Source organism: Cellulomonas sp. C5510, assembly GCF_019797765.1.
Taxonomy (GTDB): domain Bacteria; phylum Actinomycetota; class Actinomycetes; order Actinomycetales; family Cellulomonadaceae; genus Cellulomonas.
In genome coordinates this window covers 2,950,902-2,971,006 of record NZ_CP081862.1, presented here as the reverse complement: position 1 = coordinate 2,971,006, position 20,105 = coordinate 2,950,902, and the positions used below count along the sequence as shown (strand labels likewise).

Annotated in this window: 22 protein-coding genes; 14 read left to right on the top strand and 8 right to left on the bottom strand. The window is 76.1% G+C overall.

The window, feature by feature from the left end:
* Positions 1-47: 47 nt before the first annotated feature.
* The 3 genes from K5O09_RS13640 to K5O09_RS13630 are packed head-to-tail and all read left to right on the top strand — an operon-like array spanning position 48 to position 2,312.
* On the top strand, positions 48-434 hold the full coding sequence (locus K5O09_RS13640) for a peptidase inhibitor family I36 protein (protein ID WP_222170039.1): 387 nt from the start codon (positions 48-50) through the stop codon (positions 432-434).
* A 19-nt stretch (positions 435-453) separates the two neighbouring features.
* The gene (locus K5O09_RS13635; protein WP_222170038.1) at positions 454-1,110 is read left to right on the top strand and encodes an RNA polymerase sigma factor; all 657 of its coding nucleotides are present in this window, start codon (positions 454-456) and stop codon (positions 1,108-1,110) included.
* The gene (locus tag K5O09_RS13630; RefSeq protein ID WP_222170037.1) at positions 1,107-2,312 is read left to right on the top strand and encodes a CU044_5270 family protein; all 1,206 of its coding nucleotides are present in this window, start codon (positions 1,107-1,109) and stop codon (positions 2,310-2,312) included. Before K5O09_RS13635 ends, K5O09_RS13630 begins: the two co-directional genes overlap by 4 nt.
* Position 2,313: 1 nt before the next feature.
* Here K5O09_RS13630 and K5O09_RS13625 read toward each other — a convergent pair whose 3' ends face one another.
* The gene (locus K5O09_RS13625; protein ID WP_222170036.1) at positions 2,314-3,186 is read right to left on the bottom strand and encodes an NAD(P)H-hydrate dehydratase; all 873 of its coding nucleotides are present in this window, start codon (positions 3,184-3,186) and stop codon (positions 2,314-2,316) included.
* Positions 3,179-3,907 (bottom strand): histidine phosphatase family protein, encoded by a 729-nt coding sequence (locus K5O09_RS13620; protein ID WP_222170035.1) that lies wholly within the window; start codon positions 3,905-3,907, stop codon positions 3,179-3,181. The genes K5O09_RS13625 and K5O09_RS13620 overlap by 8 nt, the downstream gene beginning before the upstream one ends.
* Before the next feature lie 177 nt (positions 3,908-4,084).
* Here K5O09_RS13620 and adhP point away from each other — a divergent pair, with 177 nt between their 5' ends.
* Positions 4,085-5,104, top strand: a complete 1,020-nt coding sequence (gene adhP, locus K5O09_RS13615; protein WP_255596375.1) for an alcohol dehydrogenase AdhP — start codon at positions 4,085-4,087, stop codon at positions 5,102-5,104.
* 161 nt (positions 5,105-5,265) lie between these two features.
* Here adhP and K5O09_RS13610 read toward each other — a convergent pair whose 3' ends face one another.
* On the bottom strand, positions 5,266-5,871 hold the full coding sequence (locus tag K5O09_RS13610) for a flavodoxin family protein (protein ID WP_222170034.1): 606 nt from the start codon (positions 5,869-5,871) through the stop codon (positions 5,266-5,268).
* A 27-nt stretch (positions 5,872-5,898) separates the two neighbouring features.
* Complete coding sequence (mqo, locus tag K5O09_RS13605) at positions 5,899-7,512, bottom strand: malate dehydrogenase (quinone) (RefSeq protein WP_222172805.1); 1,614 nt, start codon at positions 7,510-7,512, stop codon at positions 5,899-5,901.
* 186 nt (positions 7,513-7,698) lie between these two features.
* On the opposite strand from mqo, the gene K5O09_RS13600 reads away from it, so the two are divergent.
* The 4 genes from K5O09_RS13600 to K5O09_RS13585 are packed head-to-tail and all read left to right on the top strand — an operon-like array spanning position 7,699 to position 9,987.
* On the top strand, positions 7,699-7,890 hold the full coding sequence (locus K5O09_RS13600; RefSeq protein WP_222170033.1) for a hypothetical protein: 192 nt from the start codon (positions 7,699-7,701) through the stop codon (positions 7,888-7,890).
* Positions 7,887-8,423, top strand: coding sequence for a hypothetical protein (locus K5O09_RS13595; RefSeq protein WP_222170032.1), 537 nt, complete (start codon positions 7,887-7,889; stop codon positions 8,421-8,423). The genes K5O09_RS13600 and K5O09_RS13595 overlap by 4 nt, the downstream gene beginning before the upstream one ends.
* Positions 8,420-9,451, top strand: coding sequence for an NAD-dependent epimerase/dehydratase family protein (locus K5O09_RS13590; RefSeq protein WP_222170031.1), 1,032 nt, complete (start codon positions 8,420-8,422; stop codon positions 9,449-9,451). The genes K5O09_RS13595 and K5O09_RS13590 overlap by 4 nt, the downstream gene beginning before the upstream one ends.
* A gap of 17 nt (positions 9,452-9,468) precedes the next feature.
* On the top strand, positions 9,469-9,987 hold the full coding sequence (locus K5O09_RS13585; protein ID WP_222170030.1) for a DsbA family protein: 519 nt from the start codon (positions 9,469-9,471) through the stop codon (positions 9,985-9,987).
* A 26-nt stretch (positions 9,988-10,013) separates the two neighbouring features.
* Here K5O09_RS13585 and nhaA read toward each other — a convergent pair whose 3' ends face one another.
* Positions 10,014-11,402 carry a Na+/H+ antiporter NhaA gene (nhaA, locus tag K5O09_RS13580; protein ID WP_255595471.1) on the bottom strand — a complete coding sequence of 463 codons (1,389 nt, stop codon included), beginning with the start codon at positions 11,400-11,402 and terminating at the stop codon, positions 10,014-10,016.
* Between the two features lie 130 nt (positions 11,403-11,532).
* Here nhaA and K5O09_RS13575 point away from each other — a divergent pair, with 130 nt between their 5' ends.
* A complete protein-coding gene (locus tag K5O09_RS13575) occupies positions 11,533-12,357 on the top strand; it encodes an SDR family oxidoreductase (protein ID WP_222170029.1) in 825 nt (274 codons plus the stop codon).
* A 49-nt stretch (positions 12,358-12,406) separates the two neighbouring features.
* Here the strand turns inward: K5O09_RS13575 and K5O09_RS13570 are convergent, their stop codons facing one another.
* The 3 genes from K5O09_RS13570 to K5O09_RS13560 all read right to left on the bottom strand — a co-directional run bounded on the left by K5O09_RS13570 (position 12,407) and on the right by K5O09_RS13560 (position 14,096).
* A complete protein-coding gene (locus K5O09_RS13570) occupies positions 12,407-12,853 on the bottom strand; it encodes an HIT family protein (RefSeq protein WP_222170028.1) in 447 nt (148 codons plus the stop codon).
* Between the two features lie 43 nt (positions 12,854-12,896).
* Positions 12,897-13,433, bottom strand: coding sequence for a DUF1697 domain-containing protein (locus K5O09_RS13565; protein WP_222170027.1), 537 nt, complete (start codon positions 13,431-13,433; stop codon positions 12,897-12,899).
* Positions 13,434-13,532: 99 nt separating this feature from the next.
* The gene (locus K5O09_RS13560) at positions 13,533-14,096 is read right to left on the bottom strand and encodes an NYN domain-containing protein (protein ID WP_222170026.1); all 564 of its coding nucleotides are present in this window, start codon (positions 14,094-14,096) and stop codon (positions 13,533-13,535) included.
* A 165-nt stretch (positions 14,097-14,261) separates the two neighbouring features.
* On the opposite strand from K5O09_RS13560, the gene K5O09_RS13555 reads away from it, so the two are divergent.
* From K5O09_RS13555 to K5O09_RS13535, 5 genes are all read left to right on the top strand, one after another.
* Positions 14,262-14,783 (top strand): MarR family winged helix-turn-helix transcriptional regulator, encoded by a 522-nt coding sequence (locus tag K5O09_RS13555; RefSeq protein WP_255595468.1) that lies wholly within the window; start codon positions 14,262-14,264, stop codon positions 14,781-14,783.
* Positions 14,784-14,919: 136 nt separating this feature from the next.
* Complete coding sequence (locus K5O09_RS13550; protein WP_255595466.1) at positions 14,920-15,444, top strand: flavodoxin domain-containing protein; 525 nt, start codon at positions 14,920-14,922, stop codon at positions 15,442-15,444.
* A gap of 64 nt (positions 15,445-15,508) precedes the next feature.
* Positions 15,509-16,519, top strand: a complete 1,011-nt coding sequence (locus K5O09_RS13545) for a LacI family DNA-binding transcriptional regulator (protein WP_222170025.1) — start codon at positions 15,509-15,511, stop codon at positions 16,517-16,519.
* Between the two features lie 415 nt (positions 16,520-16,934).
* Positions 16,935-18,623: an alpha-amylase family glycosyl hydrolase gene (locus tag K5O09_RS13540; protein WP_222170024.1), complete on the top strand. Its 1,689-nt coding sequence runs from the start codon at positions 16,935-16,937 to the stop codon at positions 18,621-18,623.
* Positions 18,624-18,713: 90 nt separating this feature from the next.
* Positions 18,714-20,105, top strand: coding sequence for an ABC transporter substrate-binding protein (locus K5O09_RS13535; protein WP_222170023.1), 1,392 nt, complete (start codon positions 18,714-18,716; stop codon positions 20,103-20,105).

The following is a 20,105-nucleotide window of genomic DNA, read 5'->3' as shown; positions in this document are numbered from 1 at the left end:
CACGGGCGGTCCGTGACGCCCGGGCGCACGCGCGGGATGAGCAGGGCATGGAGACCTCCCGCCGGACCCGCCGTGCCCGCTTCGCCGCCGTCGCCGCCGTCGCGCTCGCGCTGACCGCCCTCGCGCCCGTCGCCCAGGCCGACGAGGACGTCTCCGTCGGGGCGCGGTCCAGCGGCCAGTGCGCCAGCGGCCGCTTCTGCGTCTGGTCCGGCACGAACTACAGCGGGTCCTTCTGGTCGACCGCCTCGGTCGGCCTGCAGGACACGACCGTCCCCGTCGCCGGCTCCGTCTGGAACCGCATGGGGGTCGACGTCCGCATGTACTCCGGCACCGGCGGCTCCGGCAGCATCCGCTGCTGGAACAACGGTCAGCAGAACGGCGCCGTCTCGGTGGGCAGCGCCTCGATCCGTACCATGACAGCCACGACGTGTTAGCGAGCGATCTGAAGGTGGCGTGGGGACGGGCGGCGACGAGGGGGCTGGGCCAGCCGACGCGGCAGGGGAGGACGACGCCGCGGCGTTCGCCGCTGCCTACCGCGTGCTCGCGCCGCAGGTCCGCGGGTACGCCCGGCGCCAGGTCCCTGACGGGCTGGCGGAGGACGTCGTGTCCGAGACCTTCCTCGTCGTCTGGCGCCGCTGGCGCGAGGCGCCCCGGGAGCCCGAGCAGCTCCGACCCTGGGTGTTCGGCGTCGCGCGGAACAAGATCCTGCACGTGCGGGAGCAGCACGGCCGCGGCCTCGCGACGCTCTCCCGCGTCGCCGCCCTGGAGCCCACCCGCCCGGTGCCCGGCGACCCCGCCGACGCCCTCGCCGCCGCGGACCGTGCGCGCCGGCTGCTCGCCGCCCTCCCGCCCGCCGAGGGCGAGGCGATGGCCCTGACCGTCTGGGCGGGGCTGACACCGACCGAGGCCGCCGAGGTGCTCGGCTGCTCGGTCACCGCGTTGACCTCGCGGCTCAGCCGGGCGCGCGCCCGGCTGGGGGCGCTGCTCGCGGCCGACGGCGTCGCCGGCACGGACCACGGCGCCGCCGAGGGTACGAGCACCGACCGCACCACCCGCAGCGCCGGCACCGCGTTCCCGAGCAGCACCGAGCAGGAGAGGAGAGGCCGATGAGCACCGACGACGACCGGAAGGCCGCCCTCGCCGAGGTGGCCGCCCTGCGCGCCGTCCTGCACGCGCAGGGACTGGGCACGGTGGTCGACGGCACCGACCCCGCCGACCGACGGGGCGCCGCCGCCGACGACGCGGCGATCGCCCGGATCCTGGCGGCGGACGCGGGCGCGGGGGATCCGGACGGCCGGGCCCCCGCCCCCCGACCGGTGCGCACGGACGCCGAGGCGGCGCCCGCTCCCGTCGTGCCGCTGCGTGCGCGGCGGGTGCGGCCGTGGTGGCTGGCCGCCACCGGTGCGGCGGCGGCCGTGGCCGTCGCCGCGGGCTTCGGGCTGTCGGAGCTGCGGACCCCGGCTCCCGCCGTCGCCACCGGCTCGCCGCCGATGCTGGCGTACCCGCTGGACCCCGACGACCTGGCGCAGGGCGCCGGCGAGCCTGCGCGGGAGACCCTGCTGGAGCTCGCGGCGGTCGCGGACGCCCAGGTGGACCCGGAGCCGCGCGGGCAGGTGCAGCACACCCTGTCGCAGTCGTGGCTCCTCAGCACGAACGCGCAGTGGGACGGCACAGCGGACTCGACCGTCGACCCGACGGTGGTCGAGTCGTGGCTGGGGCCGGACGGCTCGCTCGTCTCGGTGGAGTGGCGCGGGACGCACCTCGACGCGGCCGGGCGGCTCGGGGCGGTCGACACCAGCCCGGCCGAGGCCGCGGTGGACCGGTTGCGCGCGGGCTCCGTCGACCCGGACCTGGTCACGGGGCTGTCGCTCGACCCGGACACGCTCCGTGCCCAGCTGCGCGCCCCGCTCGCCGCCACCGGCTGCGGCCCCGACGCCCCCGCGGACGCCGGGGCGTGGTGCCTGTACCGCGCGGTCACGGACCTCTCCGCCCGGTACGTGCTGCCGTCGGACGTCGAGGCGGCCGTGTGGGAGGCGCTCGCGGACGAGCCGGGGGTGACCCTGGCGGGCGAGGTCGTGGACCGCACGGGCCGGCGCGCCGTGGCGGTGTCGGTGCCGGGCGCGCCGACCGACCTCGACCCGACGGTGCGGGTGCTGCTGGTGGACCGCGGGACGGGACGGCTGTCGGGCCTCGAGGAGGTCGTGCTGTCCTCGCAGGTGCTCGGGTTCGCCGAGCCGACCGTCACGCAGTTCCGGTACGTCGTGACCTCGGACATGGTCGGAGAGGTCGGTGGCCCCGCGGCGCGCCGCTGAGTCAGGCCTGGAGCTCCACCAGCACGGCGGGCACCTCGTCGGCGAGCTCGCGAGCCAGGTAGCCGAGCGGGCCCACGCGCGCGGCGAGGCGGTCTCCCGCGGCGCCGTGCACGGCGGTGCCCCAGCAGGCGGCCTGCTCGGGGGCGCACCCGGCGGCCAGGAGGCCCGCCACGGCGCCGGCCAGCACGTCGCCGCTGCCGGACGTGCCCAGACCCGCGTAGCCCGTGGCCGACGCCCACACGCGTCCGTCGGGGTGGGCCACCCGCCCGGCGCAGGTGACGACCGCGTCCCAGCGTCGCGCCACGCGCGCGGCGGCCTCCTCCGGCGGCGGGGCGTCGCCGTCGAGCAGCCGCGAGGCCTCGGCGAGGTTCGGGGTCAGCACCACGCGGCCGGGTGGCAGCCGCACCTCGTCCGCCATCCCCGGCAGCACGCCGAGCGCGAACGCGTCCAGCAGGAGGGCCGGGGCGTCGTCGGCGTCCCCGAGCTCCGCGAGCACGCCGCGCACCAGGCGGGCGCTGCCCTCGGGCTCGTCGAGGCCGGGGCCGACGACCACGGCGTCCGCCCGGCGGAGCTCGTCGGCGAGGTGCGGCGGCAGCTCCCCGGTCGGTGAGCCGTCGGCGTCCTCCGGCAGGGAGAGCACGCCGGACTCGGGCGTCGCCACCGCGAGAGCGGTCGCGACGGAGCCCGCGACGGCGAGCGTGAGGCGGCCCGCGCCGATCCGCAGGGCGGTGAGCCCGGCCAGGGCGGCCGCGCCGGGGGTGCGGCGCGCACCTCCGACGACCAGGACGCCGCCGCGGTCGTCCTTCGCGCCGTCGCGGGCGGGCAGCGGCCAGCCGCGGAGCAGGCGCGGGGTCAGGGCGGGCGCCTCAGTCATCGCCCTGCCCCGGGTGCTCGGTCACGGGCTCGTCCTGCGCGGTCAGGTGCGACACGTCGTCGAACGTCTCGACGCGCCACCGGCCGTCCGCGCGGGTCAGCTCCGTGAGCGACGCGTTGCGCACGCTGTGCTCGGCGACCTGGACCATGAGCTCCTCCTCGGTCATGCCCTCCGCGACGTAGCGCAGCAGCCAGATCACCGCGTCGTGGCAGACCACGAGCACGGTGCGGTCGGTGCCGGACTCGGCGCGGACCAGGTCCGCCAGCAGCGACCGGAGCCGGAGCGCGACGTCCGCCCACGACTCCCCGCCCGGTGGCCGGTAGTAGAGCTTGCCGAGACGGTCGCGGCGGGTCGCCTCGTCGGGGAACCGTGCCGACACACCGTGGCTGGTGAGCCCGTCCAGGACGCCGAGCTCCCGGTCGCGGAGCCGCTCGTCGACGACGGGCCGCAGGTCGAGCCCGGCCTCGGCGACCGCCAGCTCCGCGGTGCGCCGCGCCCGCACGTAGGGCGAGCACCACAGCGCCTGCGGGGCGCGGGGCGGGGTCAGCGTCGCGAGGTGCTCGCCGAGCGCGCGCGCCTGCTCCTCGCCGGTCGCGGACAACGGGGTGTCCGCGTCGCGGGTGGTCACCCCGACGGTCTCGTCGCCGGCGCGCTCGGCGCGCGTGGCGGCGACGTTCCCCTCGCTCTCCCCGTGCCGGACGAGCAGCAGCCTGGCGGTCATGCCCCCACGGTGTCAGCCGAGCGGCGGGCGCGCATCCGCAGGTCGGACGGCCCGCCCGCTGGGCCGGAGGTCCCGTGACGTGGGACGCGCGGCGGCGCTACGTTGCTCGTGACCGCGTTCACAAAGTGCGCGCTCCCGCGCGACGCGCAGTGTCGAAGGAGATCTGCCGTGCCCGAGATGATGAAGGCCGCCGTCGTCCGCGAACTCGGAGCCCCTCTGGTGGTGGAGGAGCGCCCGGTCCCCGTCCCGGGACCGCACGAGGCGCTCGTGAAGGTCGACTACTCCGGCGTGTGCCACACCGACCTGCACGCGGCGCACGGCGACTGGCCGGTGAAGCCGACGCCGCCGTTCGTGCCGGGCCACGAGGGCGTCGGCCGCGTGGTCGCCGTCGGCTCGGAGGTGCACGACGTGCAGGTCGGTGACCGGCTGGGCAACGCCTGGCTGGCCACCGCGTGCGGCACCTGCCGCGACTGCCTGCGCGGCTGGGAGACCCTGTGCACCCGCCAGCAGAACTCCGGCTACTCCGTGGACGGCTCGTTCGCCGAGTACATGCTGGTCGACTCCCGGTACGCCCCGCGGATCCCGGAGGGCGTCGACGCGGCGGGCCTCACGGCCGTGCTGTGCGCCGGGGTCACGGTCTACAAGGGCCTCAAGGTGGCGGACGCGCACCCCGGCGACTGGGTGGTCGTGTCGGGCATCGGCGGGCTGGGCCACATGGCGATCCAGTACGCCGCCGCGATGGGCTACCGGGTCATCGCGGTGACGGGCTCCGAGAGCAAGCGCGCCTCGGCGCTCGAGTACGGCGCCGAGCTGGTCGTGAACTACCGCGACGGCGACCCGGGCGAGGCCGTGCACGACCTCGTCGGCGGGGCGCACGCGGCGCTCGTCACCGCGGTGAGCGAGTCGACCTTCCCGCAGGCGCTGTCGATGCTGCGCCGGGGCGGGACGGTGTCGCTGGTCGGTCTGCCGCCGGGGACCTTCCCGCTGTCGATCTTCGACACCGTCCTGCGCGGGCTCACGGTGCGCGGCTCGATCGTCGGCACCCGTCTGGACATGCTGGAGGCGATCGACTTCTTCGCCCGCGGGGTGGTGCGCACCAAGTACGAGCTCCGGCCGCTGGACGCCGTGAACGACATCTTCACGCGGATGGAGACGGGCGCGATCGACGGGCGCGTGGTGCTCGACATGGGCCTGTGACGCCATGTGATGCACGTCACACGTCCCGCGTGTGACAGACCGGGTCCCCCTGCGGATCTCACGGGTGTACGGCCGGACGGTGTGGAGGGCACCGGCCTGCCGTGAGGTGGCCCGTCCGAGCCCGCAGGGGGCGGCTCGGCCGGGCCACCCGTCTGCCCGGGCTACGACGCCGGCGGGCCCAGCGGAGCACCGGCGAGCGCCCGCGCCACCCCGACGAGGTTCTGCGCCATCGCGCGCCCGGTCGACGCGCTCCACTCGTGGCCGTCGTCCGTGGCGGAGTAGTCCGGTCCGGGTCCCGGCCCACGGTTCCAGTAGGTCCAGGCCTGCGGCGCGATCGTGAACCCGATGTCCACGAGGCCGCCCGCGATCTCCGAGATCACGTGGTGCGCGCCGTCCTCGTTCCCCGTCACCACCACGCCGGCCACCCGGTTGTAGGCCACGGGTCGGCCCTCGTCGTCGGTCTCGGAGATCATCGCGTCCATGCGCTCCAGCGCCCGCTGCGCGACCGACGACGGGTGGCCGACCCAGGTGGGGGTCGCGACCACCAGGATCTCGGACTCGAGGATGCGGGCGCGGACGGCGGGCCAGTCGTCGCCCTCGCCGAGGTCGGACTCGACGCCGGGCGGGACGTGGTGGTCGACCAGGCGGACGGTGGCGACCTCCACCCCGTGCCCGACGAGGGCGTCCGCGACCACGCGGGCGAGGGCGTCGGTGTTCGACGGCTGCGGCGACGGCTTCAGCGTGCAGTTCAGGACGAGGGCTCTCATCGAGCCACCGTGCACCCGACCGGGCGATCAGGCGACCGGGGTGTCCCGCCGTCGGGGCAGGGCGGGCCGCGCGGGCCGGCGCCCCGGGGCCCGCGACCGCGGGCCGGAGTCCCCGTCCCCGGCCTGCTCACGCTCCGCCGGGCCCGTGGCCGGTGCCACGTCCGCGGCCGTCCGGCCCGGGCCCTGCTCCCCCGCGGGAGCCCCGCCGGGCTCCGTCGGGTCGTGGGTCTCGAGGTCCGGGTCGGCGTGCGCCGCGCCCGCGTCCGTGGCGTCCGGACCGTCCTCGATGAGGCTCGGCATCATGCGCACCAGCTCCGCCTCCCAGGTGGCGTAGCGCTGCGGGAAGCAGCGGCGCAGCAGGTCCAGCATCGCGGACGCCGCGGTCGACGCCCCGGGGGAGGCGCCGAGCAGCCCGGCGATCGAGCCGTCGGCCGCGGTGACCAGCTCCGTCCCGAACTCCAGGACACCGCCGCCCCGGCCCCGCTTGATGACCTGCACACGCTGCCCGGCGGTGATGAGCTCCCAGCTCGAGTCGCGCGCCGTCGGCATGAACGCCCGCAGGCTGCGCATCCTCGCCCCGCGCGAGGCGAGGACCTCGGTGACCAGGTACTTCAGCAGGTCGAGGTTGTGCAGCGCGACCGCGACGAGGGGCACGAGGTTCCCGGGGCGGACGGTCCGCAGCAGGTCGGTCCACGAGCCCTGCTTGAGGAACTTCATGCTCCACCCCGCGTAGGGCCCGAACAGCAGGGCGGGAGAACCGCCGACCACGCGCGTGTCGAGGTGCGGCACCGACATCGGCGGCGAGCCGACGGCTGCCTTGCCGTAGACCTTCGCGCGGTGCTGCCCGACGAGCGCGGGGTCGGTGGTGCGCAGGAACTGCCCGCTGATCGGGAAGCCGCCGTAGCCCCGGATCTCGTCGATCCCCGACGCCTGCAGCAGCCGCAGCGCGCCGCCGCCCGCGCCGATGAAGACGAACCGGGCGTCGAGCGTGGTGCGCCGCGGGCTGGCGTTCCAGGAACGGTCCACCAGGTGGAGCCGCCAGCCGCCGTCCCGGCGCCGGCGGATCCGGCGGACCTCGTGCTGGAGGCGGACGCGCGCGCCCCGCGCGACGACGGCGTCGATGAGCTGCCGGGCGAGGGCGCCGTAGTCCACGTCCAGCCCGTCGGACGCCCGCGTCGCGGCGACGGGCTCCTGCGGGTCGCGGCCCGCCATGACGAGCGGGGCCCACTGCGCGATCGTCCCCGGGTCCTCGGTGTACTCGAGGTGGGCGAACCGCGGGTGCGCGGTCAGGGCGGCGTGCCGCCGTCGCAGGTAGTCGACGTCGTCCGCGCCCCGCACGAACGTCAGGTGCGGGACGGGCGAGCGGTACCCGTCGTCCGGCAGCATCCCCGCGTCGCGCAGGTGGTCCCACAGCTCGGTGGAGAGCTGGAACTGCTCGTTGATCGTCACGGCCTTGGCGATGTCGATGCTGCCGTCGGGGCGCTCGGGCGTGTAGTTCAGCTCGCAGAGCGCGGCGTGACCCGTGCCGGCGTTGTTCCAGGCGTCGGTGCTCTCCAGGGCGATCCCGTCGAGCCGCTCCACGACCTCGATGCGCCACGAGGGCTCGAGCTGCGAGAGCAGCGCGGCGAGGGTGGCGGACATGATGCCGCCACCGACCAGGACGACGTCGACCGGTTCAGCACTCGAGGACACCGCTCGATGCTATCCGCCGAGCCCGGCGCCGCGCGCACCATCCCCGGCCCGTGGACACCAGGGACCCAGGTCCCGGGTGAGGGGCGACCCGTCCCACGACGTGCGGGTCCGGGCCCCCGGTGCGACCGTGGGCAGATGAGCACCGACGACACCACCGGCACCGGCTACGACCCCGCCGAGGACCCGGACTCCGACCCGGCCATGCTCAACCCGCGCGAGGGCGCTGAGGCCGGTGGCGATGCCGGCACGGACGCCGACACGGACGCGGAGCCGGCCAACCTGAACCCACGCGACGACGCGGCCGGCGGCGGCGCCGACTCGCCGTGAGCCCCGCGCGCCGGCTCGACCGCTCGCTGCTGCAGACCTACCTCGGGGACCACCTGGCCGGGGCGACGGGCGGCAGCGCCCGGTTCGCCCGCATGGCCGACGCCTACGCGCAGACGCCGCTCGGGCCCGCGCTCGCGCGCATCGCCCGCGAGGTCGACGACGAGCGCGAGTGGCTGCGCGAGACGGCCTACCGGCTGGATGCCCGCCCGAGCGCGCTCAAGCGCCTCGGCGTCGCGGTGGCGGAGCGTGCGGGCCGGCTGAAGCCGAACGGCCGGCTCACGAACCCCTCGCCGCTGTCCGCGGTGATCGAGCTCGACCTGATGCGCGCGGCCGTCGTCGGCAAGCGCGGGCTCTGGGAGACGCTCGACGCCTGGGCGGACGAGCTCGGGCTGGGCCGCGAGCGCCTCGCGCGGCTGCTCGCGCAGGCGGACGAGCAGGCGGAGACCCTCACGCGGCTCGGGGCGGTCGCCCGCGAGCAGGCGTTCGCCCGGGAGGCCGAGCCGGGCGGCGGACGGGGCGGCGGCGACCGGTGAGGGTCGTCGTGCTCGGCGCGAGCGGCAACGTCGGCACGGCGCTGCTGCGGCGGCTCCGCGACGACGGGACCGTGACGTCCGTCGCCGGCGTCGTCCGGCGTGTGCCGCAGGGCCCTCCCCCGGCCCCCTACGACACCGTGGAGTGGTCCGCGGCCGACGTGGGCGCCCGCGGGCCGGACGGCCCCGTGGTGCGCCGGCTCGCCGCCCTCGTCGCGGGTGCGGACGCCGTCGTGAACCTGGCCTGGCTCATCCAGCCCAGCCACGACCGCGACGCGCTCCGCCGGGTCAACGTCGACGGCATGCGCCGGGTGCTCGCCGCGGTCGTCGAGGCCCAGGTGCCGCACCTCGTGGTCGCGTCGTCCGTCGGGGCGTACTCGCCGTCGTACGGGGACGAGCCGCGCGACGAGGGCTGGGACACGGGCGGCGTGCGCTCCTCGGACTACAGCGTGGACAAGGTCGCGGTCGAGCGGCTGCTGGACGAGGCGGAGCTGCGCCACCCCGCGCTGACGATCGCCCGGCTGCGGCCGGCGCTGGTGTTCCAGCACGCCGCCGGGCACGAGATCCAGCGGTACTTCCTCGGCCCGTTCGTCCCCGGCCGGCTGCTCGGCAACCGGCTGCCGCTCCTGCCGTGGCCCGCCGGGTTCCGGCTGCAGGCCGTGCACGCCGACGACCTGGCGGACGCGTTCCGCGAGGCGGTCGTGCGGCAGGCGGCCGGGCCGTTCAACGTCGCCGGGCCGGGAGTCGTGCGTGCCGCCGACGTCGCGGACGTCGTGAGCCGGGGCCGGTGGCGGGAGGTCCCGCACGGCCCCGTCCGGGCGGCCATGACCGCCGGCTGGCACGCGCGCGTGGTCCCGGTCGGACCGGGCTGGTTCGACATGGGGGCCTCCGCTCCCGTGATGGACACGAGCCGCGCCGAGCGCGAGCTCGGGTTCCGCCCGCGGTACAGCGGCGTGCAGGCGATGCGGGAGCTCGTGGCGGGCATCGTGCGGGGAGCCGGCACGGCGAGCCCCCCGATGCGGCCGCGCTGATCGGCGATGCTGGGCGCATGCCCGACGCGCGCCTCGTGCTGGGGGACCCCGCCGCCCCCGTGACGATCACCGAGTTCGGGGACCTCGAGTGCCCGTACTGCCGGCAGGCGGAGCCGGTGCTGCGCCGCCTCGTCGAGGAGTCCGGCGGCGGCGTGCGGCTCGTCTGGCGGCACTTCCCGCTCTTCCAGGTGCACCCGCACGCCCTCGTGGCGGCCCTGGCCGCCGAGGCCGCCGCGGAGCAGGGCCTGTTCTGGGAGATGCAGCGGGCGCTGTTCGCGCAGCAGGACCGGCTGACGGAGCCGGACCTGCGCGCCGCCGGGGCGCGACTCGGCCTGGAGCCCGGCACCGTCGCCGGCCCGGGCGCGCAGCGCTTCGCGGACCTGGTGGAGGCCGACTACGTCGCCGGGCTCGGGCTCGGCGTCCGCGGGACCCCGACCCTGTTCGTCCAGGACGAGCAGTACCGCGGACGCCTCGACCTGGACGCGCTGCGGACGGCCGTCGCCGGGGCGGCACCCGGCGTGGGCGGCCCGGTCTGAGCGGTCCGGCCTGAGCGGTGCGGCGCTCAGGCGGTGCCCGGTCCCCAGGGCCGCGGCGGGAGCGCGGGCGGGGGGTCGTCGTCGGGGGAGCACAGCGGCAGCCGGTCGCCGAGGATCCGCAGCAGCACCGTGCCGAGCACCGCCGCCACCAGCGAGCCCGCGAGGATGCCGATCTTCGCCTGCTCCCGCAGCTCGCCCTCGAAGGCGAGCTCCGCGATGAACAGCGAGATGGTGAAGCCGATGCCGGCGAGCACGGCGCCGCCCACCAGGTGGCCCCACCGCACGCGGCCGGGCAGGCGCCCCAGGCCCGTGCGGATCGCGAGCGTGGCCGCCCCCGTGATGCCGATCGTGTTGCCCGCGACCAGCGCCACCGCGACGCCGATCGTCACCGGCGACGTCGCCGCCGCGCGCAGCGCCTCGCCGTCCAGCCGGACGCCGGCGTTCGCCAGCCCGAACACCGGCACCACCACGAATGCCGACCAGGGGTGCAGCACGCGCTGCAGCCGCTCGCTCGCCGGCACCGCCGCCCGCGCGGCGAGCTCCGTCAGGTGCTCCCGGTCTGCGGTGGTGTCCGCCACCAGCCCGTCGGCCCACTGCGGGACCTGCTCGACGTGCGACCGCGGCATCGCCCGCGACGGCAGCAGCAGCCCGACCAGCACCCCGGCGAGCGTCGCGTGCACGCCGGACGCGTTCACGGCCAGCCACAGCGCGACGCCCACCAGCGCGTACGGCGCGAGCCGCCAGACCCGGAGCCAGCGCAGCGCGAGCAGCGCCGCCACGAGCGCCCCCGCGACGCCGAGGGCCGCCAGGTCCACGCCGTCGTTGTAGAACACCGCCATGACGGTGATCGCGCCGATGTCGTCGACGATCGCCAGCGTCAGCAGGAACAGCCGCAGCCGGTCGGGGCACGCGGGGCCGAACAGCGCGAGGATGCCGACGAGGAACGCCGTGTCGGTGGACATCACGACGCCCCAGCCGTGCGCGGCCTCGGTGCCCGCGGTGAACACCAGGTAGATCAGCGCGGGCACCACCAGGCCCCCGAGCGCACCCAGCGCCGGGACGGCCACCGTGCGCCGGTCGCGCAGCTCACCGCTGGTGACCTCGCGGTTGATCTCCAGGCCGACGACGCAGAAGAACACCGCCATCGCCGCGTCGTTCACCCAGTGGTGCAGGTCGAGGTCCAGGCCGACCCCGCCGACGTGGAACCCGGCCGACGTCGACCACAGCGCGTCGTACGCCCCCGACAGCGGGGAGTTCGACCAGACCAGCGCCACCACGGTCGCCGCCAGCAGGAACACCGCGCTCCCGGCCTCCGTGGCCAGGAAGTCCCGGACCGACGGGCTCACCGACGGCAGCCGCAGGCGCAGCGGGGGACCCGGGACGGAGCGGGCGGGGTCGATGGCGTCGGTGGCCACGGGCGGCTCCCAGCGGTCGGCGGTCGGGCGGGCGCGCGGGCGGGCCGTCCGTGGGCCCGGCGCTCTCGTCCCGAACGTCGCGGGTGGCGCCAGTATGCCGAGCGACGTGCCGGTGCGCGACGATGGGGGCATGACGACCACCCCGCGCACTGCCGTCGTGACCGGAGCCGGACGAGGGATCGGCCGTGGCCTCGTCCTCGGGCTGGTGGGGGCCGGGTGGGACGTGGCGCTGCTCGGCCGCAGCCCCGAGCCGCTGGCGGACGTCGCGGCTGAGGCGGTCGCCGCCCGGCCCGGCGCCCACGTCCTGACGGAGGTCGCCGACGTGGTGGACCGCGCGGCGGTGGTGGCGGCCGTCGCCCGCGTGGAGGCGGCTTTCGCGGCGCAGGGCGGCGTCGGGCTGCTCGTCAACAACGCCGGCGTGATCGAGCACCAGGAGGTCGACCTGGTCCGCGACGACCCGGACGACGTGTGGCGCGTCATCGAGACCAACGTGCGCGGCCCGCTGCTGCTCAGCCACGCCGTGCTGCCCGGCATGCTCGCGCGCGGGACGGGGTACGTGGTGAACATCAACTCCGGGTCCGGGCACCGCCCGTCTCCCGTCTACACCGGCTACGGCATCAGCAAGGGCGCGCTCGCGCGGCTGACCACCATGATCGACCGCCAGTACGCGGACCGCGGCGTGCGGGTGCTGGACGTCGCGCCCGGCGTCGTCGTCACCGACATGACCCGGGGGATGCCGCTGCACGACGACCGCACGCAGTGGACGCCGGTGGAGGACACCGTCGCCCTCGTCGACGCGTTCGGCTCCGGGCGGCTCGACGCGCTGTCGGGGCGGTTCGTCCGCGCCGGGACGGACACGGAGGAGTCGCTGCGCGCGGTCGCCGCGCGCGTGGTCGAGGCCGACGCCCGGACGCTGCGGCTCGTGCCCTACGGCCCGGACGACCCGGTGGCGTAGGGCGCCCGCACCCTGCCGCCGGCGACCGGGTGTCTCGCGGGCACCGGGGTCAGAGCGCGGAGGAGGTGAGCGAGGCCGGCACGTGCGCCGCGTGGCCAGCGGCCCGGAGTGCCTCCCGCAGGCGCTCGGCCGCGGCATCGAGCTCCGCGTCCGGCACATCGTGCCGCGCGGCGGAGAAGCTCAGCTCGGCCTCGCCCCAGGCGGGCAGCACGTGCAGGTGCAGGTGCGGCACCTCGAACCCCGCCACCAGGAGCGCCGCGCGGGGGGCGTCCCAGGCTGCCTGCTGCGCCCGCCCGACGGTCTTGGCGACGCTGACCAGGTGCGCCAGCAGGTCGTCGTCGGCGTCGGTGAGCTGGGCGACCTCCTCGCGGGGCACCACGAGCACGTGACCGTCGGAGATCGGCGCGATCGTCGCGAACGCCACCGCGCGGTCGTCGGCCCAGACGAACCGGCCCGGGAGCTCGCCGTCGATGATGCGGGTGAACAGCGTCGTCATGCCGCCCACGGTACCGACCGCGGCCGCGTGGTGGGCGGCGGCGTCAGCCCGCGAGCCGGTCGCGCAGAGCGAGCACGGTCCGCCAGCTGCGGCCCGTGCCCGAGCGGCCCGCGAGCCGGTCGAGCACACGTGCCGTGACCTTCGAGCGGCCGATCCCGTCGGGGTAGTGCACGTAGCCGGCGCTCCCCAGCCACGTCGCGCGCTCGCGGCCGTACCGCGCGAGGTCGGCGGGTCCGTCCGCGGCGGCGGGGCCGTCGAGGAACACCACGAGCAGGTGGGAGGGGTCCGACTCGGCGGCCTCCGGGTAGGGGTTCGCCGCCACCACCGCGTCGACCTGCTCCCGGGTGCGCACCGTCAGGGCGAGCGGCCGGCCCAGCCGTCCGGACAGGTCGACGGCGAGCCGCTCCGCCAGCGCGCCCGTCGTCCTGGGCGACCCGGCCGCGGGCACGAGCAGCAGGTTGCCCGTCGCGAGGTGCGTGGCGACGTCGCCGTGGCCCAGTGCGCCCGCGGCGGCGCGCAGGTCCGCCATGGGCAGTGCCGAGGCGCCGCCGACGTTCACGGCGCGCAGCAGCACCAGCACGCGCTCGCCGTCCGGGACGGTCCGGTCGTGCGCGGCGGTCCGGCTCGGTGGCAGGGGGTCCTCCTCGGGCGGGGGCCGGCGCGTCGTCCGCGGGGCGGCTCAGAGGTAGCGCAGCGGGTCGAACTCGTCGAGCGGGATGATCCGCAGGCGGGGGAGCGTGACGTTGAACGCCCGCACGTCGGACTCCAGGTCGAACGCCTCCAGCCCGCGGTCGGCCAGGTGGGCCAGCGACGTGCTGGTGAACTCCCGGAACGCCAGCAGCCCGACGCGGCGGTCGGTGCCGAGCAGCGCCTCGACCTCCGGGGCGAAGTCTCCGTCGTGCGACGCCAGCATCACGTCGCCGTCCCGGCCGGCGAGCGCCTCCAGCGTCCGCTTGATGCCGATGTCGACGACCTTGCCCTCGCCGGCCAGGGGGATCGGCTGGAAGCCGATGGCGAGCAGCGCCTGCACGAACGACATCGGCAGCGTGCCGCTGGTGGCGTTGAGGAAGAACAGCCCCTTCGTGGGCCGTCCCCAGGTGCGCTGCGCGAAGTCCAGCACCCGCTCCCACCGCGGGCGCTGCTCCGGCGTCGGGCGGCCGTTGAGGATCGACGACCCGAGCGTCGCATCGATGTTCTCGCCGTCGACCAGCACGTACGTCGAGCGCACCCCGTCGTTCTGCATCCCGTCAGCGTAGCCGCGCCCCTCCGCCCCCCGCCCGCCCGGCCCCCGGACGTGCGCCGCCCGGCGCGACGGGATCCCCACGCGCAGCCCCGGGGCGGGAACAGGGGCGGGCGCCGCGCGGTTGGGCAGGTGTATGCAGACGCATGGACCGAGCGGGGAGCGCGCGTGATCGAGCAGGCGGAGCGGGCCGGTACGGACCCGAGGGTCGGGGCGGACGGGGCGGCGGCGACCGCGTGGGAGGAGCTGTTCCGGGCGCAGGTGGCCATCATGCGCAGGCTCCAGCGCGACCCCATCTGGGACCGCATCTCGCTGCGCGAGTACGACGTGCTCTTCACGTTGAGCACCGCGCCGGACGGTCTGCGCCTGCGGGACCTCGGCGAGTCCAGCCTGCTCAGCCAGCCGAGCCTCAGCCGCATGGTGGAACGGCTGGAGGAGGCCGGGTGGGTGCGTCGGGCGCCCGCCCCCGGGGACCGGCGGGGCGTGGTCGTGGCGCTCACCGAGGCCGGCGCCGCGCTGCAGCGGGAGGTCGGCCGCCGGCACGTGCAGGCGATCGCGCACTACGTGGGTGGTGCCCTCCCGGCTGAGGACCTCGCGGAGCTGACGCGCGTCGCCGGGGCGCTGCGGGGCGCCCAGCCGGCGATCCCGGACCTGGACCGTGAGGCTCCCGGTCGTCCCACCATCTCGTGATGACGCTGGTCACACCCGTCGAGCCGGACCGGGGGGACCTCCGGCCCACGACTTCCGCGCAGGCGCCGCCGACCATGGAGCAGGCGATCAGGGGCGTGGGCAGGGGGCCCCGCGCCGGATCGCCGGAGGACCAGCCGTGGAGGGCAGAGCGATGAGGATCCTGGTGACGGTGGCCTCGCGCCACGGCGCCACCGCGGAGATCGGCTCGGCGGTCGCGGACGTGCTGCGGGCCGACGGGCACTCCGTCGACGAGGCGGCGCCGGACGAGGTCGTGGACGTGACGCCGTACGACGCCGTCGTGCTCGGCTCGGCCGTGTACACCGCGCACTGGCTTCCCGCCGCCCGTGACTTCGGGTCCCGGTTCGCCCCGGACCTCCGGCGCCGGGTGGTGTGGGTGTTCTCGTCGGGTCTCGCCACGCAGCCCGCAGCGTCCGCGAACAGCCCCCACGAGCTGCTGGCGCTCATGCAGGACGTCGGGGCGCTGGGTCACCGGGCGTTCGCGGGCCGGCTGCTGCGCAGCGAGCTGGCGTTCGCCGAGCGGGCCCTCATCGCCGGTGCGCGCGCGAAGGAGGGCGACCACCGGGACTTCGACGCGGTGCGCGCGTGGGCCGGGCAGCTCGCCGAGCACCTGCGGACGCTCGCCCCTGCGGCGACCGCCTGACGCGGCGCCGCGTCGGTCAGGCTCGTGCAAGCGGCTTGCGTGATCACGTCGTAGACTTGCGCTCATGGCTGGCAGGCTGGCGGAGGTCGCGCAGAAGGTCGGGGTGTCCGAGGCGACGGTGAGCCGCGTGCTCAACGGCCGGACGGGGGTCTCCGAGCAGACGCGCCAGGCCGTCCTCACCGCCCTCGACGTGCTCGGCTACGAGCGGCCGACGAAGCTCCGCGGCGAGCGCGCCCGCCTCGTGGGCCTCGTGCTCCCCGAGCTCCAGAACCCGATCTTCCCCGCGTTCGCCGAGGTCGTCGGCGGCGCGCTCGCGCAGCAGGGCTACACGCCCGTGCTGTGCACGCAGACGGCGGGCGGGGTGTCCGAGGCCGACTACGTCGACCTGCTGCTCGCGCAGCAGGTGTCGGGCATCGTGTTCGCCGGCGGCAACTTCGCGCAGCGCGGGGCCGACCACGACCACTACGGCCTGCTCGTCGACCGCGGGCTTCCCGTCGTGCTCATCAACGCGGCCATCGAGGAGCTGCCGTTCCCGCGTGTGTCCTGCGACGACGAGGTGGCGGTCGAGCAGGCCGTCGGGCACCTCGCGTCCCTCGGCCACACCCGCATCGGCCTGGTGCTCGGGCCCGTCGACCACGTGCCGTCCGAGCGCAAGCTGCACGCCGCGCGCGCCGCGGCCGAGCGGCTCGGCCTGACGCTCGACGACGACGTCGTGGCCCGCAGCGCGTACTCCCTCGAGGCCGGGCAGGCGGCCGCGACCCGGCTGCTGCGCCAGGGCGTGACCGGGCTGGTGTGCGCCTCCGACCCGCTCGCGCTCGGGGCCATCCGTGCGGCCCGGCGCGCGGGGCGGCGCGTCCCGGACGACGTGTCGGTGGTCGGGTACGACGACTCGCTGTTCATGAACTGCACGGAGCCGCCGCTCACCACCGTGCGGCAGCCCATCGAGCCCATGGGGCGCGCCGCGATCGACCTGCTCGTGGGGCAGATCGGCGGGCACCCGGTGTCGACGGACGAGCTGCTGTTCGAGCCGGAGCTGGTGGTGCGCGGCAGCACGGGGCCGGCGCCCGGGGCCTGAGCGGACGCGGCGCCGGGGCTGTCCGGGTGGCCTGCGTCGCCCGCGCCGGGGCTGTCCGGGAGCCCCGTGCCTCCCGCGCCGGGGCCGCCCGCGTGGCCTGAGCCCGCCCGCGCCGGGCCGCCCGAGCGTCCGCCCCGCCCGTACCCGCGCTCGCTCTCGCACCCGCACCCGCCCTGCCCTGCACGGGGCGGGTGCCGTCGTCGCGCCTCCCCGCGCGCCCTCCGGCCCGGCCGCGTCGCGCTCGTCACACCCCGGAACGCCGATGCCCGGACGACGGTCGCGTTTTGATAACGCTCCTGTCGAGTTCTTGCGCGCAACGTGTTGCAGGATTTAGTGTCCCTGCTGCGCGGCCGACGACGGTCGCGGACGGAGATGCCGCAGCTCGACCCCGCGGCCGGCGAGAACGAGGCACGACGTGGTGCACCCCCCGACCGACGACCCCACCTGGTGGCGCGACGCGGTGATCTACGAGGTCTACCCGCGCTCCTTCGCGGACGGCGACGGGGACGGCACCGGGGACCTGGCGGGCGTCCGCAGCCGGCTGCCGTACCTGGCGGACCTCGGGGTCGACGCGCTGTGGTTCACGCCCTGGTACGTGTCGCCGCTGGCCGACGGCGGGTACGACGTCGCGGACTACCGGGCGATCGACCCGGCCTTCGGCACCCTCCAGGAGGCCGAGGCGCTGATCGCGGACGCGCTCGCGCTCGGCATCCGCACGATCGTCGACGTGGTCCCGAACCACGTCTCGGACCAGCACCCGTGGTTCCGCGCCGCGCTGGCCGCGGGCCCGGGGTCGCCCGAGCGGGAGCGGTTCTGGTTCCACCCCGGCACGGGCCCCGACGGCGACGGGATCCCGACGCACTGGGTGTCGAGCTTCGGCGGGTCGACGTGGACGCGCACCACCGACGCGGACGGCACGCCGGGGGAGTGGTACCTGCACCTGTTCGCGCCCCAGCAGCCGGACCTCAACTGGACGCACCCCGACGTGTGGGCCGAGCACGAGGACGTGCTGCGGTTCTGGTTCGACCGCGGGGTCGCCGGCATCCGCATCGACTCCGCGGCGCTGCTGGTCAAGGACCCGGCACTGCCGGAGCTCCCGGCCGAGGGGACCGCGCCGGCCCCCGGGACGCACCCGCACGTCGACCGCGACGAGCTGCACGAGGTCTACCGGGCGTGGCGCAAGGTCGCCGACTCCTACGCCGGCACCCGCGTGCTGGTGGGCGAGGTGTGGCTCGAGGACACGGCCCGGTTCGCGGCGTACCTGCGCCCCGACGAGATGCACACCGCCTTCAACTTCGACGTCATGACGCAGCCGTGGGACGCCGCGGCGCTGCGGGCGTCGGTCGACCGGACGCTCGCCGCGCACCGGGAGGTCGGCGCGCCGGCCACCTGGGTGCTGTCGAACCACGACGTCACGCGCCCCGTGACCCGGTACGGGCGCGCGGACTCGGCGTTCAGCTTCGCCACCAAGCGCGCCGGTACCCCGACGGACCTCGCGCTCGGCACCCGGCGGGCCCGCGCCGCCGCGCTGCTCACGGCGGCGCTGCCCGGGTCGCTGTACGTCTACCAGGGCGACGAGCTCGGGCTGCCCGAGGTCGAGGACCTGCCTCCGGGTGCGGTGCAGGACCCGATGCACGAGCGCTCCGGCGGCGTCGACCCCGGGCGCGACGGCTGCCGGGTCCCGCTGCCCTGGGCCGGCGACCGGCCGCCGTTCGGCTTCGGCCCCGGGACGGGCCAGCCGTGGCTGCCGCAGCCCGCGTCCTGGGCGGCACTCACCGTCGAGGCGCAGCAGGCCGACCCGACGTCGATGCTCGCCCTGTACCGCGCGACCCTCGCGCTCCGGCGGGCCGAGCCCTGCCTGGGCGACGGGGAGCTGCGGTGGCTGGACGCCGACCCGGGCGTGCTGGCCTTCAGCCGCGGCGACGTGCTCTGCGTCGTCAACCTGTCCGCCCGCCCCGTCCCGCTGCCCGAGCACGCGGGCGTGCTGCTCGCGTCCGACGGCACGGGGAGCGCGGGTGTGGCGGGCGTGGCGGGCGTGGCGGACCGCGCGGACGCCGCCGCGCTGCCGCCCGACACCGCCGTGTGGCTCCGCGCCGCGTCCTGACCCCTGCCCGGCCCGACCTCCCACCCGACCCGACCCCCGACCCACCCGCACGACCGCCCATCCCCGCACCACCCGACACGAGGAGTGACGATGAGGTCCTCACGCACCACCGCGATCGCCCTGAGCGGCGCGCTGTCCTTCACCCTGCTGGCCGCGTGCAGCAGCGGCTCCGACGACGCCGGCGACGGCGAGAGCGCCGGCGGGAAGACCGTCCTGCGCGTCGTCTCCCTGCTGCCCGGCTCGGAGCAGGAGGCGTTCGACGCCTTCGACGAGCAGGTCGCGCAGTTCGAGGCGGCCAACCCGGACATCGACATCCAGCCGGAGGAGTACGAGTGGAAGGCGACGACGTTCGCCGCCCAGCTCGCCGGCGGGACGCTGCCCGACGTGTTCGAGATCCCGTTCACCGACGGCAAGACGCTGATCGAGAACGGCCAGCTCGCCGACATCGACGCGCAGTTCCGGGAGCTGCCGTACGCCGGCGACTTCAACCCGAACGTCCTGGACGCGGGCACGGGCGCGGACGGCAAGGTCTACGCGATCCCCGCGAAGTCGGTCTACGGCATCGGCCTGCACTACAACCGCGCGCTGTTCGAGCAGGCCGGGCTGGACCCGGACGACCCGCCGACCACCTGGGACGAGGTCCGCGCCGACGCGAAGGCGATCGCCGACGCGACCGGCCAGGCGGGCTACGCGACCATGACGCAGAACAACACCGGCGGCTGGCAGCTCACCGTCGCGACGTACGCCCGCGGCGGTCGCGTCGAGACGACGAACGACGACGGGACCTACACCGCCACGCTCGACAACGACGGCACGAAGGCCGCCCTGGAGTACCTGCACGACCTGCGCTGGGAGGACAGCTCCATGGGCGCGAACTTCCTGCTCGACTGGTCGTCCATCAACCAGGCGTTCGCGGCCGGGCAGATCGGCATGTACACGTCCGGGTCGGACGTCTACACCTCCCTGGTGCAGACCAACGCGATCAACCCCGACGACTACGGCCTGACCGCCGTCCCGCTCGAGGGTGACGACGCGGGTGTGCTGGGCGGCGGCACGCTGGCCGCGGTGAGCACGTCGGCCTCCGACGCGCAGAAGTCCGCCGCCGTGAAGTGGATCGACTTCTACTACCTGCGCAAGCTGACCGACCAGGACGCCGCCGTCAAGGACGCCGAGACGCTCGTCGCCTCCGGCCAGCCGGTCGGCACGCCCGTGCTGCCCATCTTCAGCCAGGAGCAGTACGACCACTCCCAGGAGTGGATCGCGGACCTCGTCAACGTGCCGCTCGACCAGATGACCGGGTTCACCGACGTCATCTTCGACCAGCCGCTGATCCCGGAGCCGTCCGGCTCCACCCAGGAGCTGTACGGCGCGCTCGACACCGTGGTGCAGGCGGTGCTGACCGACGAGGACGCCGACATCGACCAGCTCCTGGCGGACGCGAACGCCTCCGTCCAGGCGATCCTCGACAAGAACGCGGGCTGA